This is a genomic window from Psychrobacter sp. PAMC 21119 (genome assembly GCF_000247495.1).
Lineage (GTDB): Bacteria > Pseudomonadota > Gammaproteobacteria > Pseudomonadales > Moraxellaceae > Psychrobacter > Psychrobacter glaciei.
In genome coordinates this window covers 1-15,126 of the sequence record NZ_AHVZ01000039.1, presented here as the reverse complement: position 1 = coordinate 15,126, position 15,126 = coordinate 1, and the positions used below count along the sequence as shown (strand labels likewise).

The window sequence follows — 15,126 nt, the reverse complement described above, 5'->3', positions numbered from 1 at the left end:
GGCTTACGCTAACAACCGTTATTTTGACTCAATTACTTAAGAGTTGAGTGTGATGAGCATCAAGATTATTCAATATATAGAATAGACTCAATTTCGACCACACCGCCTTTTGGTAGAGCAGCGACTTGTACGGCTGCGCGGGCAGGGTATGGCTCAGATAGGTTGGCCACGAACACTTCATTTAAAACGGCAAAATCACTTAAGTCTGTCAAAGATACATTGAATTTAACCACATCATTTAGACTGCCGCCAGCTGCTTCACAGATAGCTTTGATATTTTCGAACACCTGCTCAGCCTGTGCTTTAAAACCTTCTCTCAACTCCATGGTTTCAGGGTCGAAACCTAACTGTCCTGAAATATAAACGGTGTTACCGACCTTTACAGCTTGCGAATAGGTGCCAACAGCGGCAGGGGCTTTATCAGTTTGAATGGTTTGACGAGTCATATTATATCCTTAAGGTATTTTTTTCGTTTGATTGATTGGATTTACTGACTAAAAACGAAGTAGCAAAGTTTATCATTGTTTTGGGTTGTTCTGAAAATTCGAGATTAAAAGTAAGGGTATTTAACACTTCTATCTACAGCTGATAGAGTCGCATGATATTGGGAAAACCCAGCAGCGAGCGCAGTTCGCGAATACCTTGTGCTAAATGATTGCGACTACGGACCACAATATGAATGATGGTGTCAGTATGGCGCACATCGACCGTTTCCACCCCCATATTTAACTGGCGCAGATGGTAGATAACTTCGCTGATTTGTTCGTCGCTGAGGGCAAGAGACAGCTTCAAATAAGCCGAAAAACGGACTTTGCTAGCGTGCTCGCCGGATTCATTTTGTTTGATGGCCTTATCATTGCGCCAGCGCAGCTGTATCACTTGATAAGGGTTATCCTTACGAATATCATCGAGCGAGAAGCATTTATGGCGATGTACCACCAAGCCGTGACGGGATAAATGACCAACGATAGGGTCGCCGTAGATTGGATGGCAGCAATTGGCAAAATCAAGCTCTACCCCTGAGGCATTGACAATCAATTGTTGCGGTTGGGCATCATCATCATTTTGTTCTTTAGCCTGCAAGTCACTGACTTCGTCGCTAAATAAGCGAGTGACCACCAGTTGTGGCAGTAGCGTGCCCGAGCTAATCTGTTCAAATAGCGCATTTTTTTCTGTCAGACCACGCCATTCTGTCAAGTTTTTCCAATCGCTGTCCGTTAAATCATCGAGGCTTTTTTGATAGGTTTTTAGCGCGCGATCCAAGGCTTGTTGACCATGATGCTGTTTATCAGCAGCAGATAAATCCTTAAACCAGCGTAAAATCTCTTCACGGGCTTTATTGGTCACGACAAACCCGAGCCATTCTGCCTTTGGCTCTGAGTGGCTATTTACTTCAATTTCGACCAATTGCCCGTTTTTGACCACCGTGCCCAGCTTGGCTTTGTTGCCATCGATATTGGCACCGACGGCCACATTACCGACCATAGGTCCAACAGCATAAGCAAAATCAAGCGCTGTGGCTCCTTGTGATAGCTCATAAGCGCGACCTTTGGGACTATAACAAATAATTTTGCTTGAATGTAGGTAATCCATCAGCTCGCTAATCGTCGAGACGGCAGCAGTAAAGTCAGGGCTGTTTTGATTTAAGCTGTCTTCATCGACCAAGTCTTTCATATTGCGTAGTGACGCCTGAATGACTGATTGACTGACATCGGAGGCGTGTTCCGCCCCGATAACGCCAAGCCTTGCCGCATTTTGCATTTGCTTGGTCAAAATAGTAACTTTTACAAAATCATTATCCCGCTCATAAATAAGGGTCAGGGATTGATTGCCACCCGGTAGTGGGCGACGAATATTGTCAGCGATATGGGTATCATCGATTTGATATTTTTTGATGAGGTAATAAGCCAGCTTGTCGCAAGCTTCAATATTGTCGAGCACAATCTCAAAAGCATAGTGACGAAGCAGCGCATTAATCTCACCGCGATTGCGGAAAAACTGTCGATATATCACCACGCGATTGTCTAATACTTTGACGAGGCCATTGAGCCCTAAATTGTTTAAGACAATAGTCAGATAGCTATGAATAGCCTCTCTTTGAAAATTACGTCCCAACCCGTGTTGCAGCAGCTTATCTGAAATCTTGTTATACATACCAGAATCAAGATTGCGGTAACACAGCACCTCAATATAATCAGCGATGTCATTGAGACCCATCAGACGGGCAAATGGTACATAAAAATCTAACGTCTCTTGCGCTGTCGTGCGCTGTTTTTCAGGACGTACCGCATCCAGCGTCGACATATTGTGTAGGCGATCGGCAAGCTTAATGATTAACACCCGTGGATCAGCAAGGGTAGCCGTCAGGATTTTATGAAAAGTCGCCGCTTTATTTTGTTGTTTATTATGGGTCGAAGATTTTAATTTGGTGACGCCATCAACCAGTCTAGCAACCACTTTGCCATAGCGTTGCTCGATTTGCTCATCGCTAACGTCGGTATCTTCGACGGTATCATGCAAAATCGCTGCAATAATGGTATCTCGATCTAAACGAAAACCTGCCAATATTTCAGCGACCGCAATCGGATGAGTGATATAAGGCTCCCCTGATTTACGCTTGTCTTTAATATGCGCAATATCACCGAACTCACAGGCATCAACAATATCACGGCGTTCGGCAGCAGTCAGATAGCCAACTGAACGGAGCAAATTATATTGAGCATCATCGACTAGATGATGACTGAGTTTGGGAAGGGTTTGACTCATAAAGTGACGATCCTATTTTCCATTACCTATAATTGATTAAGCTCTGCTAAGGTAAATGGTGACTGAATGAATACTAATCTACTGTTAAAGCAAGATAATATCGATGTATGGATATATGGATATATGGATAAAAAAGCAACCGGATGGTATCGTTTACAAGGTTGACGCTGTCACGTTTTTAAATTGCAGCGACCCTATTATAAAAGAAAACGATTATTGTAAAAAAGCGCAATAATTATAATAGAGAGCAGTAGAAAGGCGAGACCACTCTCTAATTAATCGTAAATCGTATTCAATGTCAACTGCTAAGCGTTGGTGCCAGAAAAAAACTTATAAATTTATACCCAGTGGTATGATTTTGGGCGTAAATGGCTTTCATAATAGCCAAAAGCATACAGTTGTAAACGAAAAACCACAGCATAAGCTGTGGTTTTTATCATCAATATGCGCTTGCATATCAAACAGCTTTTACTAGAAGCTATGATCGCCTGACAGTGCTAAATCCATTGAGCTAGTAGCAAAGTTATGCTCTGGCTGATTTAGAATATCGCGAGTGATTTTGCCCGCGGCAATTTCACGTAGAGCCAATACCGTAGGCTTGTCGTTATCGACTTCAACCAACGGCTCAGCGATACCTTTGGCCAGCTGACGGGCGCGCTTACTTGCGACCAAAACCAGCTCAAAGCGATTATCAACATTATCCAAACAATCTTCAATCGTCACTCGTGCCATAAATAGCTACCTCGGTTGTTTTTATTAGTCACAGACATAGTCCGTCACTCAAATAAAAATAATATCAAAAATATAAAGGGGAATAGCTAGACATTGTAGCATTTTTTGCCTAGGTAGGTGGTTGCTTTTTATGTCTGCTTGCCAAATTAAACCCTACTGACAGGCAGTAATAACCCTACTCTTGTACTTTATTGCTTAGCAAGTTGCTAATCGTACGATGATAACGCTGCTGTTGGCGTTTTAGCGTCTGTCTATCAGCGACGATAATGGCTTTTAGCTCAGTCAAAGCGACTTCGAAATTATCATTAATTATGACAAAATCAAAATTTACGTATTGCGCCATCTCAGTCACTGCGCCTGCTAAGCGCTGCTCTATGACTTCTATCGTGTCTTGCGCGCGAGTCGACAAGCGCTGGCGTAACGTGGCAATGCTTGGGGGCAGAATAAAGACCATCGTCGCGTCAGTAAATATTTTTTTGACTTGTAGCGCCCCCTGCCAATCAATCTCCAAAATCACATCGACACCGGCCTCTAATTGCGCACGTACGCTTTGTTCTGAGGTGCCATAATAATTACCAAACACTTCGGCGTGCTCCAAAAATTTATTGTCGCCGATGGCAGTCACAAATTTCTCGACATCGGTAAAATGATAATGATGACCATCAATTTCACCCGGACGCGGGACGCGAGTCGTATGGGAGACACTGACGGTCAAGTCATTGGTGGTGGCAAGTAGCTGCTTCACCAGTGAGGTCTTGCCCGTACCAGAGGCAGCGGTAATAATAAATAATGAACCTGTCATACAAAGTGTCCTAATGGGGTGTGCCCTAATAAAGTGTGTGCTAATAAAAGACGAAAAGATGTGATAGTGAACCGCCAAAGCGTCAAAGGCTGGTAAAAATATAAAATGTCATCATGTAGGGTTAGAGAAATCATAACTACTGCCTAATTATAAACTGCTTTTGACACTTTTGTTTTTTTAAAGACCGACTGCTTCTATAGCGACTGGAACGATGGTATTTTAAAAGGCAATAAAAGCAAATTATGCTAAAGTAGCGTATTGAATGCATCCCAACTTTTGACGTTAAGCTTTTGACGTTAAGCGATAAATACAAATTATCTAATGATAGGCCATCTTATGCAAATTTATCTTGCCAATCCACGTGGTTTTTGCGCTGGTGTCGATCGCGCGATTGCGATAGTCAACGAAGCATTGACCCGCTTTGAGCCCCCTATTTATGTCCGTCATGAGGTTGTACACAATAAATTTGTGGTCTCGGATTTGGCCAATCGCGGTGCGGTATTTGTCGAAGAGCTTCACGAAGTACCCGATGGCGCAATCGTTATTTTCTCTGCGCATGGGGTCTCAAAAGCGGTCGAAGATGAGGCAACTCGTCGTGATCTAACAGTATTTGATGCCACTTGTCCGCTAGTCACTAAGGTACATATCGAAGTCGCTAAATTTGCGCAAGATGGTATGGATGCGGTGTTGATCGGTCATGCTGGACATCCTGAAGTTGAGGGCACAATGGGGCGATTTAATCGTCGTCATGGTGGAGAGATTCATTTGGTCGAAAATGAAGCCGATGTCGAAAAGCTGACTGTGCAGGATGGTGAGCGTTTGGCATTTGTTACTCAAACGACCTTGTCGATGGACGATACGGCACGCGTCATCGATGCACTGCGCGACAAATTCCCTAGTATCGAAGGACCGCGTAAAGATGACATCTGTTACGCCACCCAAAACCGCCAAGATGCGGTCAAAGATTTGGCCAGTCGCTGCGAGATAGTCTTGGTGGTAGGCTCACCAAACTCCTCAAACTCAAATCGTTTGCGTGAATTGGCAGAGCGGATGAATTGCCGTGCTTATTTGATAGACAACGCCAGCGAAATGGACAGTAGCTGGTTTGATGGCGTAGAGAATGTGGGTGTCACCGCAGGGGCTTCAGCGCCAGAAGTATTGATTCAAGAGGTGCTACAGCAGTTGCAAGATTGGGGCGGTGACTTGCCAAGTGAGCTGTCAGGTATCGAAGAGAATGTCATATTTAGTCTGCCCAAAGCCTTACGTATTCCGGTCACGCAAGTAGGTAAGTAACATGAAAAAGCACAAAAAAAAGTTCGTATTGGTCGAAGCCACAGTCGATGACATCAATAAGCAATTGAAAATTAATATGTTTGTGATTGTCATTTTGGTATTGATGCTTATTCTTAATACGGCACAATTTACGAAAGATTATAGTGTCTTATATGGTGTCCTTATTGCTATCATGGCTTTTTTCCTCTTTATAATGGCTAAGAGTCGCACGTTGCTCAATATGAGAAAGCAAGAGCTTACTAAATAAACAATAAAGGTAAGCCAAGCCTGAAAATTACTAGGAAGTGATTGACACGCTCTGGTAACGCATAACTTTTTTATACAACCATAACCACTTCTCACAACAGTTACAAAATACTGGATGAATGAGCAAGATTTGAGACAACATTAAGGATGGTTAATGTCAGCTTATTACAACTTTATTAAACGTGAACAGCAAGAAGATGGTGTGATGATCGCACACTATCAGCCCACCAAGCATGCCCAAGGCGCTTGGAATGAGCACGAGCAGCATATGGCACCAGCGACAGGATTACTGACCGCTGAGCTTAGTAGATTTGCTCCACAAGAGAATATGAGAATTGCCCGTATTAGTCTCGACATTTTGGGGCTCATACCGCTTGATGAGTTTACTGTTACTACCCGTTGTATTCGTCCGGGCAGAACCATTGAGCTGGTTGAGTCGGTGCTGAGCAGTCGTGGCCGTGATGCTATTATTGCTCGTGCATGGCGACTGATGACTCAAGACACCAGCGAGATTGCAGGACTGGAGGATCAAAAAGCACAGTACCAACCTGAAGACTTGGCAGTCTGGGATGGTATGAAAGGTTGGCCAGGTGGTTTTATTAAAACAGTGCGCTTAGTCACTGATGCTGATCGTCGCGCTGGGCGTGGTATGGTTTGGATCACCAATGATGTTGAGATGGTCGAGGGCGAACCGACGGATGATTTGGTGCATTTATTGGGCATGGTCGATACTGCCAATGGCGTCGTGCCACGACTTGGTCTCGGACTATCAACGTTGGAGTGGATGTTTCCCAATACTGATTTGCAGATTCATATGCATCGCGCGCCGCAAGGACGTTGGCTCGGCATTGACGCGGTACAACAGTATGGCGCTGATGGGATTGGGGTGACCAGCGCAGTGTTGCACGATATATATGGCCCGTTTGGTCGCAGCGAGCAGATTTTGACCATTCGTCCGATGCCACGTTAAATGTTGAGTAATTTTATTGTTTTAAAAAACAAAACAAAAATATGTATTTAATATATTTTACAGAATTATAGTAATCGGTTGTAATGGTGTCTATCAAGACAATATTACTGCACTGAAGGTTACTATGAAAACACATATTCACTTTTCAAATAAGCTAATGACTATTTGGGATTTATTGCTAGAAGCTTACTCAGAATAAAGTTTAATATAGTCAGTTCAATATAATTTCGATACAAGGAAACCGAGTGCAAGTTATACATTAGTATGCTTAGCGAGGATGACGATGTAGCGGATTTATATAGACTTGACTATATGCCTTTTTAAATGATTATGTGAGTATATGGCTCACAAAAAACACCGCCTTAGCAAACTAAGACGGTGTTTTTTATTGAATAACCCTTTTGCGCTTGAAATTTTCTTCTATGCCCCTATTAGTATAAACAGCTTAACGGTATCCAACAGGCTAGCATTTGATAATGCTATTAAAGCGGTCTTGGCAGGTTCATCGTTATTTTATAATAAGTACTTAATAGAATTCAAAGGAGTGTTTTATGAGTGAAGCAACTCAAGCTAAAGGTCTGAATCCAGAATTAAAAAAACATACGTTTGAAGCAGAAGTGGCGCAATTGCTGCATTTGGTGACGCATTCGCTCTATTCTAACGCTGACATCTTTGTCCGTGAATTGGTATCTAATGCCTCTGATGCCTGCGATAAACTGCGTTTTGAAGGCACCAATGATGACAGTCTTTATGAAAACGATGGTGAGTTAAAAATTCGCATCGCCGTCGATGAAGATGCTAAAACGATCACCTTTACCGATAATGGTATTGGTATGAATGAAGCGGATGCCATCGAAAACTTAGGTACGATTGCCAAGTCTGGCACCAAAGCGTTCTTAGACAAGCTTTCTGAGTCGCAAAAGCAAGAAGGTCAATTGATTGGTCAATTTGGCGTTGGTTTCTATTCAGGCTTTATCGTGGCAGATACGATTAGCGTAGAATCACGCAAAGCGGGCGAGCCTGCAGATAAGGGCGTACGTTGGGTATCCGATGGCACTGGTAGCTTTACCGTTGAGCCTATCACCAAGGACGCGCGCGGTACTGCCATCACGTTGCATCTAAAAGAAGAGTACGTTGAAGGCGAAGACAGCTATCTAGACCGCGCCAAAATCAAGCGCTTGGTGAATAAATACTCTGACCATATCAGCCTACCGATTCAAATGCGTAAAGAAGTTTGGCAAGAAGATGTAGCTGATGACGAAACTGACAGCGCTGATGCGCAAGCCTCTGCTGGCGGCGAGATGGTACTGACTGACGAATGGGAAACCATCAACAAGGCCAGTGCTCTGTGGACTCGCTCAAGCTCTGAGATTGAAGACGAGGAATATGTCGATTTTTATAAAAACATCTCCTATGACATGGATGCACCGCTGACGTGGACGCATAACCGTGTCGAAGGCCGCGTTCAGTATACGCAGCTGCTATACATTCCTAAAAAAGCGCCTGTAGATTTATATACTCGTGAGCAGCAGCATGGTCTCAAGCTTTACGTCAAGCGCGTCTTTATTATGGACGAGGCTGAGCAGTTGCTACCGATGTATCTACGCTTTGTCAAAGGGGTTATCGATTCAGCTGACTTGCCATTGAACGTCAGTCGCGAGCTATTGCAAGAATCGCGTGATGTGAAGTCTATCCGTGATGGTAATGCACGTCGTATTTTGACCTTGCTGGCAAGTTTGGCCAATAGCGAAGACAGTGATAAGCAAGAGAAGTTCGCGCAGTTCTACGCCGAGTTTGGTGATGTCATCAAAGAAGGTTTGGGCGAGGACATGGGCAATCAAGAACGTATTGCCAAATTGCTACGTTATGCGACCAGCACACAAGACAGTGTGACGACCAGCTTTGAAGACTATAAAGCGCGCATGAAAGACGGTCAAAAGGCCATCTATTACATAACGGCTGATAATTTGGCAGCGGCAAAGAACAGCCCGCAGCTTGAGTTGTTCAAAAAGAAAGGCATCGAAGTTATCTTGATGACCAGCCGTGTCGATGAATGGGCGATGAACTTCTTAACCTCATTTGATGAGACACCGCTACAAAATATCGCCAAAGGCGCGGTTGATTTGGGTGATTTGCAAGACGAAGCCGAAAAAGCCGAAGCCGAAAAAGCCGAAGAAACCATGAAGCCAGTGGTTGATAAGCTAAAAGCAGCGTTAGGCGAGCGTGCGAAAGACGTGAAAGTGTCTACGCGCTTGGTTGATAGCCCAGCCTGTTTGGTCGTTGGTGAAGGTGAGTTGTCGCCACAAATGATTCAGATGCTCCAGCAAATGGGTCAAGATGTGCCAGCGAGTAAGCCAACGCTTGAAGTCAACCCTGATCATCCATTGATTAAGAAGCTTGAAAGTAGCGAGCAATCTGATGTTGATTTTGACAAGCTGGCGCAAGTCATCTTTGATCAAGCATTGCTAGCGGATGGCGGTCAATTAGACGATCCAGCAGCTTACCTAAAACGTGTCAATGAGTTATTGATGAGATAGTATTGAGTCATTGATATAGAAGGAGGTCTTGTATTCAAGGCCTCCTTTTTTTAATTGATTTTCGGTCAGATTTGAGCGATTTTTTACAAATCAGCCTTATCCTCTTGACCGACAATCCGTTACAATCGCGTTAGATTGGCGAGCCATACTATTGACTCATGCTATTCGTTTTTTTGCTTATTCTATAGTGGATCAAACATAACGTCGCTGTGTGTAAGCCGCGCAAAAAATGTAAATAAATAACATTGAACGGCTGCTGCATCAAAATACTTATCATTGATTCACTTTATTTCTTTCGACTGGCTAGAGGTCTAAGTCTTTGTCACTTACGTCGCTAAAAACCGTATCGCTTCAGCGCTTTTCACTCAATTTCGCTGCCAATATTATCGCAACTTTATGGATGCTAGTGGGGTCAACGCGCGCGTTTTCTTGGGTTAAGCCCACCTTTATTCAGTTTGCGGTCTTCGCGCTATTGGCACTTGGTAGCAACGTGCTTTTCTCATGGCTGGCTGCTGAAGGCGGCAGTATTTTTAATGAGCAAGGATTGGTCAGCTATCTCATCTGGCCGATGATTATTTTATTGAGTGGTATTATTTTGGCACGGCGAGCGGGCAATCAGGCGCTGGTTTTTGTGCCTGTGGTGCTATGGTTGGTTGCTGACACCTTGTCGGCATTATTACAAAGTCTGGTGCAGTTTTTTGGCAGTTATGGTTGGCTGCCGGACTGGAGTTATTCATTTTTACCCATTCTGTTTTTAGTGCTGTTCTTATGGCAGACGCTTGCCTTATTGTGGATTTTTTCTCGTCGCATGCGCACACCATGGTGGGAGCGTATTATTGTGCTGGTAGGCGCAGTGGCGCTGCTGACTATCTGGCAGCGTAATGTCGCCGACCAACCCATATTTAAGCAAATACCTGTAGAGCCAGTGTTAGAAGAGGCTGCATTGTACGAGCAGCCACGTCTGTTGCAACAAGCGCTTGATGGCATTGATCCAAGTATCGATGGCAAGACTGACTGGTACTTTATGGGTGTGGCTGGGTTCTCTGATCAAAATGTTTTTCGCTCCGAGATTAATAAAGTACGCGAGCTGTTCGATGTGCGCTTTGGCACCAGCGGTCATTCGCTCTCACTCATTAATAATCAGTACAGCTGGCTCGATGAACCAATTGCGACTAAGACCAGTATTTTGCGCGGCTTAAAAAGAATTGGTCGGCAGATGAATGCCGATGAAGATGTGCTATTTCTCACGCTATCCTCACACGGTACTGAAGATATCGTGCAATTGGCGAATCCACCACTTGCGATAGATAATTTAGATGCTACCTGGTTGCGCGAATCTTTGGATGCTTCAGGTATTCGCTGGCGTGTAATCGTCGTATCAGCGTGTTACTCAGGCTCGTTTATCGATGAATTGGCCTCACCGACCACAGTGGTGATTACTGCCTCAGCGGCTGATAAAGCTTCGTTTGGCTGCACCAATACGGCAGAAATGACTTATTTTGGGCAAGCGTTCTTTGCTGAAAGCCTGCGTGAAAATACCAGCTTTGAATCTGCCTTTAAGGATGCCCGCTTACGAGTGACTGAGCGCGAGAGTGTGATGGGTTTTGAGCCATCAGAGCCACAGATGGTGATTGGTAGCCTAATGGAGACGGCGCTACCTGCGTTTGAGCAAGTATTGTTTGATAAAACCCGTCCGCCAGTCGCTAGCATTACGAATAATGCGGGTTCTACCACCGTTAATATTTTACCCAGTAATACTGCAAATACCGCTTCCAACAGTACCTCTAACTTGCCAGTAAATGCTACCAGTGATATTGATTAAAATTTGAGTGCTATTTAACTTGTTATCAATGTGCTTTTTAATTTATAAAGCGCTTTTTATAGGCCATCGTTTATTTTACCTTGGACAAAGAGGAAGTTACTCATGAATAATACTTATAATAAAAGCTTGTCTGCTAACAGCCAGCTCACGCAAAAGAGTGTGAATCGCTGCTTTGATGGCGAGCAGCATTACTATAGTCATCAATCGACAGCGACGAAAACGCCGATGACGTTCAGTATTTATCTGCCTGATGAAGCGCTCGCAGGGCGGTTATGTCCTGCCGTTTTATATCTATCGGGTTTGACCTGTAATGCTGATAACGTCACCCATAAAGCGCATTTTCAACAAAAATGTAGCGAGCTTGGTATGATATTTATCGCACCCGATACATCACCTCGAAGTAGTGACAGCAGTGACGGTGACAGCAGTGAAGTGCCGAACGATGAGCGCTATTTTGTCGGTCAGGGCGCAAGCTATTATGTGGATGCCACACAGCAGCCGTGGGCAGATCATTTTAATATGCAAAGCTATATCGTCGATGAGCTATACGATTTGCTGCGCTCAGAATTTCCCATTCATAGCATGGGTATCACTGGACACTCCATGGGCGGTCACGGGGCGTTACTGTTGGGTTTTAAATTCCCAAGTAAGTTTGTCAGTGTCTCCGCCTTATCGCCCGTCTGTGCTGCCAGTGAGTCGGCATGGGGGCAAGCCGCCTATACTGAGTATTTCGGCGATGACCAATCACTATGGTCGCAAGCAGATGCATCAAAGATGATCGAAAAGGTCGGTCAGCAGTATGCCAGCATCTTGGTCGATCAAGGCGCTGCGGATAATTTTTTAGCAGAAGGACAGCTGCAAACAGCCAAACTTCAAGACGCTTGTACAAAAGCCAAGCAGCCTTTAACATTGCGTTATCAGGCAGGTTATGACCATAGTTATTATTTTATTCAGAGCATTATTAACGACCATATCGAACATCATTGGCGCATGGCACAACTTAGCTAAGCGTCGATATTGAACTCTTTTCACTAAGCCGCTCAACACGCGCTAATGTTTAAAAGGTAAAATTATGGCAAGTTATCAAGATTTAACAGCATCTAATTCCGATGCGAAATCAATACGTGATACCCATTCAATACGTGACACTCATTCAGAGTCTAAAAATGCGCAATCAGCACTTGCGACTATGCAAGCTGATATGGATGCGGCGCTAAAAAATAAGCAGCATAGCAACGATGACCCAATCTCTAAAGCTAACTCGGATGAGTTCATCGCAAAAAATATAAATGACGCTGGTGACAGAGTGCTTGATGAGATTCAAGTCTCGCGAGTGATAGAGATGGCATGGGAAGACAGAACACCATTTGGGGCGATCGAGCACAGCTACGGTCTTAATGAAGCTGGCGTGATTAAGCTCATGCGCCAAGAGCTAAAGCCGTCGTCTTTTCGATTATGGCGTCAGCGCGTGAGCAGCCGTGCTACCAAACATCAAGCGAAACGAGATTTTGGCGTTGGTCGTGCTTATTGTAAAACCCAATACAAGCAGCGCTAGAGCATGTCCTCAATCTAAACAGAAAGGACTAAAGCTGACAGCAATTTTATTTTATTAATACTTTATATAAACATCAATTAGGTAGCCAAATTATGATCAGTCCTTCTAAACCATATCTTATTGCACCATCGATACTCTCAGCTGATTTTGCACGTTTAGGCGAAGAAGTCGAAAAGGTATTAGAGTCGGGTGCCGATGTGATTCATTTTGATGTGATGGACAATCATTACGTACCCAATTTGACGTTTGGTAGTATGATTTGTAAGGCGCTGCGTGACTATGGCATTGATGCACCTATCGACGTACATCTCATGGTGTCACCTGTTGATAGTATGATTGATCAGTTTTTAGAAGCGGGTGCGAATATTATTACGTTTCATCCAGAAGCCAGTCATCATATCGATCGCTCTTTACAATTGATTAAAGATGGTGGAGCAGAGTGTGGTTTGGTATTGAACCCTGCTACTTCATTACATCATTTGGATTACGTCATGGATAAAGTGGATCAAATTTTATTAATGAGTGTGAATCCTGGCTTTGGTGGTCAGTCGTTTATTGAAGGTACTCTAGACAAGGTGCGCCAAGTCCGTCAACGTATTATTACCAGCGGTCGAGATATCAGATTAGAAGTCGATGGCGGTGTCAAAGCCAGTAATATCCGAGCCATCGCTGAAGCGGGTGCTGATATGTTTGTCGCCGGTTCTGCGATATTCAATCAAGAAGACTATAAGGCTGCTATCGATGCCATGCGTGTAGAGCTTGCATTGGCCAATAACTGTTAATAATTGATAATGATTATTAATGACTGCTAATAACTGCCGTATGACGTGATAGCAAAATTGACCCAATACCACTGGGACAAAAAAGTATTAACATGTGCTGTATAATTTATAACGATGCCTAACAGCAAGTTCCGTAAAGGTAGGTGAAATATGGACACAAAAAATTCAATCAACTCGTCAGCGTCACCTGAACCAGTCGCAAGCACAGCGCAGCAACGCAGCTTAGTACCCAAAGGTATTACCATTGGCTTGGCTATGTTTGCGCTTGTTTTAAGCTTGGCAGGTTACGGCTTTCGTCTCATGGTAGGTGATGATACTGGCGAAGTATTGCGCCACGCTGCGGTCATCGTGCCTGCATTTATGCTGGGTATTCCGCTGTTGTTCTGGATAGGGTCACGCATATTTAACAAGATCAAAGGCACACATATAGAAAGCTGGAATGCGATTAGCTTGGGCTACTTAACCTCTTGTATATCGATACTATGGTTGATGGGCACTTATAGTTAATTTTGGTGTAATGGACAAAATTCATGCTAGAAATTAGAAGGTAGTCGCTAATGGACATAATTCATGCTATTTGAGTGTCTTTGACTCTAAAAAGTCTTTAATAAACCGTAACTTACGATACTCATTTAGCCCATGATGACTGTGTAATTGTCGCTTGAGCTCACTGAATAACCCTTCGAGAGAATTAGTAGTATTTGGTAGGTCTAAATGCCCATATTCTTGATAAGTAAATAACCAATCGCTATTGGTTCTTAAACTACGATAAGCACTTCTAAGACGCTTGTGGGTGTACCACGTTCTGCCGGTATCCTCATTGGTACTACGCTCATTAAGATAGGCTTCATGAGTCAAATACCAGTGATCTAAGCGCTTTACAAACGCATCTTTATCAAGCTGTTTTATTTCTAAAGTAAGTCGTCTAAGCTCGATACTGGCACTATTCTTAGGGCGACGAGTTAAATAGCGGGTCACTATTTGCACTTGATGAAACTGGCACATCTGGCAAGGGGTGCGGGTGAATAACGTCCTCAGTCCTCGTCTACCATCACAGGTGATGCTTTGTATATCTACGCCTAACGATACTAGATGATCAATCCCTTGCTTATAAGCACTATTGGTTTCATGACTGACTATCGCATAATTAAGAACGGTTCTAGTGGTGTTGTCCACTGAGACTGCCAAGGCACACGAGGGGATAGGAAGTGGTGTCCATGATGATATTAGCAGTCTTAGGACGTTTAACTGGATACTCAATACTGATTTTATCTAAGCGTCTTTGAATGGTTTTAAGACTACAGTGATATTTATCCGCCAGTTGTTGGTAGGTCTGTTTTCCTTGCGTATATTCAGTCCAAAGCGTTCGGTTATTAAGTCTTTTGCCACCTAAAAACTGCCGCCTGCAAGCTAGACATTGATACTGCTGTTTGCCAAGCTTACGTCCATTCTTCTTGGTGTGTTTATCACTACAAAAAGGGCAGTTTTTTGATTCATGGCGTTGATTCCTTGGAAATATAGACAGTATATAGCGTTAGACCCTACGTCAGCATGAAAAATGTCCATTACACCTAAATAAGCGTACCTGTATAACTATTTATATTTACGCTTATAAAACCGT

Annotated in this window: 14 protein-coding genes; 9 read left to right on the top strand and 5 right to left on the bottom strand. The window is 43.6% G+C overall.

Annotated elements, in window-relative coordinates; translation table 11 throughout:
* Positions 1-65: 65 nt before the first annotated feature.
* The 4 genes from RH96_RS12405 to gmk all read right to left on the bottom strand — a co-directional run bounded on the left by RH96_RS12405 (position 66) and on the right by gmk (position 4,300).
* The gene (locus RH96_RS12405) at positions 66-446 is read right to left on the bottom strand and encodes a RidA family protein (protein ID WP_010201437.1); all 381 of its coding nucleotides are present in this window, start codon (positions 444-446) and stop codon (positions 66-68) included.
* Positions 447-579: 133 nt separating this feature from the next.
* Positions 580-2,766 (bottom strand): RelA/SpoT family protein, encoded by a 2,187-nt coding sequence (locus RH96_RS12400; RefSeq protein WP_010201436.1) that lies wholly within the window; start codon positions 2,764-2,766, stop codon positions 580-582.
* A 471-nt stretch (positions 2,767-3,237) separates the two neighbouring features.
* On the bottom strand, positions 3,238-3,498 hold the full coding sequence (rpoZ, locus tag RH96_RS12390; RefSeq protein WP_010201435.1) for a DNA-directed RNA polymerase subunit omega: 261 nt from the start codon (positions 3,496-3,498) through the stop codon (positions 3,238-3,240).
* Positions 3,499-3,673: 175 nt separating this feature from the next.
* On the bottom strand, positions 3,674-4,300 hold the full coding sequence (gene gmk, locus RH96_RS12385) for a guanylate kinase (RefSeq protein WP_010201434.1): 627 nt from the start codon (positions 4,298-4,300) through the stop codon (positions 3,674-3,676).
* A gap of 336 nt (positions 4,301-4,636) precedes the next feature.
* On the opposite strand from gmk, the gene ispH reads away from it, so the two are divergent.
* The 9 genes from ispH (at position 4,637) to RH96_RS12335 (ending at position 14,012) form a co-directional block, all read left to right on the top strand.
* A complete protein-coding gene (gene ispH / locus RH96_RS12380) occupies positions 4,637-5,593 on the top strand; it encodes a 4-hydroxy-3-methylbut-2-enyl diphosphate reductase (RefSeq protein WP_010201433.1) in 957 nt (318 codons plus the stop codon).
* Position 5,594: 1 nt separating this feature from the next.
* A complete protein-coding gene (locus RH96_RS12375; protein WP_010201432.1) occupies positions 5,595-5,840 on the top strand; it encodes a hypothetical protein in 246 nt (81 codons plus the stop codon).
* Positions 5,841-5,993: 153 nt separating this feature from the next.
* Complete coding sequence (locus tag RH96_RS12370; protein WP_010201431.1) at positions 5,994-6,809, top strand: thioesterase family protein; 816 nt, start codon at positions 5,994-5,996, stop codon at positions 6,807-6,809.
* Positions 6,810-7,360: 551 nt separating this feature from the next.
* On the top strand, positions 7,361-9,346 hold the full coding sequence (gene htpG, locus RH96_RS12360) for a molecular chaperone HtpG (protein WP_010201427.1): 1,986 nt from the start codon (positions 7,361-7,363) through the stop codon (positions 9,344-9,346).
* A gap of 319 nt (positions 9,347-9,665) precedes the next feature.
* Positions 9,666-11,168: a C13 family peptidase gene (locus RH96_RS12355; RefSeq protein WP_010201425.1), complete on the top strand. Its 1,503-nt coding sequence runs from the start codon at positions 9,666-9,668 to the stop codon at positions 11,166-11,168.
* 102 nt (positions 11,169-11,270) lie between these two features.
* The gene (gene fghA, locus RH96_RS12350; RefSeq protein ID WP_010201424.1) at positions 11,271-12,176 is read left to right on the top strand and encodes an S-formylglutathione hydrolase; all 906 of its coding nucleotides are present in this window, start codon (positions 11,271-11,273) and stop codon (positions 12,174-12,176) included.
* Positions 12,177-12,474: 298 nt separating this feature from the next.
* A complete protein-coding gene (locus RH96_RS15340) occupies positions 12,475-12,723 on the top strand; it encodes a TIGR03643 family protein (protein ID WP_026037348.1) in 249 nt (82 codons plus the stop codon).
* Between the two features lie 92 nt (positions 12,724-12,815).
* Entirely contained in the window at positions 12,816-13,505 is a 690-nt protein-coding gene (rpe, locus tag RH96_RS12340) for a ribulose-phosphate 3-epimerase (protein WP_010201422.1), read from the top strand.
* Positions 13,506-13,655: 150 nt separating this feature from the next.
* Positions 13,656-14,012 carry a hypothetical protein gene (locus RH96_RS12335; RefSeq protein WP_010201420.1) on the top strand — a complete coding sequence of 119 codons (357 nt, stop codon included), beginning with the start codon at positions 13,656-13,658 and terminating at the stop codon, positions 14,010-14,012.
* Positions 14,013-14,078: 66 nt separating this feature from the next.
* Here RH96_RS12335 and RH96_RS12330 read toward each other — a convergent pair whose 3' ends face one another.
* A complete protein-coding gene (locus tag RH96_RS12330; RefSeq protein WP_026037347.1) occupies positions 14,079-14,693 on the bottom strand; it encodes a transposase in 615 nt (204 codons plus the stop codon).
* Positions 14,694-15,126 lie beyond the last annotated feature (433 nt).

Coding starts and splice junctions, on each gene's coding strand:
- htpG (WP_010201427.1), top strand. CDS start 7,361: ATGAGTGAAGCAACTCAAGCTAAAGGTCTGAATCCAGAATTAAAAAAA.
- RH96_RS12375 (WP_010201432.1), top strand. CDS start 5,595: ATGAAAAAGCACAAAAAAAAGTTCGTATTGGTCGAAGCCACAGTCGAT.
- RH96_RS12400 (WP_010201436.1), bottom strand. CDS start 2,766: ATGAGTCAAACCCTTCCCAAACTCAGTCATCATCTAGTCGATGATGCT.
- rpe (WP_010201422.1), top strand. CDS start 12,816: ATGATCAGTCCTTCTAAACCATATCTTATTGCACCATCGATACTCTCA.
- rpoZ (WP_010201435.1), bottom strand. CDS start 3,498: ATGGCACGAGTGACGATTGAAGATTGTTTGGATAATGTTGATAATCGC.
- gmk (WP_010201434.1), bottom strand. CDS start 4,300: ATGACAGGTTCATTATTTATTATTACCGCTGCCTCTGGTACGGGCAAG.
- RH96_RS12405 (WP_010201437.1), bottom strand. CDS start 446: ATGACTCGTCAAACCATTCAAACTGATAAAGCCCCTGCCGCTGTTGGC.
- fghA (WP_010201424.1), top strand. CDS start 11,271: ATGAATAATACTTATAATAAAAGCTTGTCTGCTAACAGCCAGCTCACG.
- ispH (WP_010201433.1), top strand. CDS start 4,637: ATGCAAATTTATCTTGCCAATCCACGTGGTTTTTGCGCTGGTGTCGAT.
- RH96_RS12335 (WP_010201420.1), top strand. CDS start 13,656: ATGGACACAAAAAATTCAATCAACTCGTCAGCGTCACCTGAACCAGTC.
- RH96_RS12370 (WP_010201431.1), top strand. CDS start 5,994: ATGTCAGCTTATTACAACTTTATTAAACGTGAACAGCAAGAAGATGGT.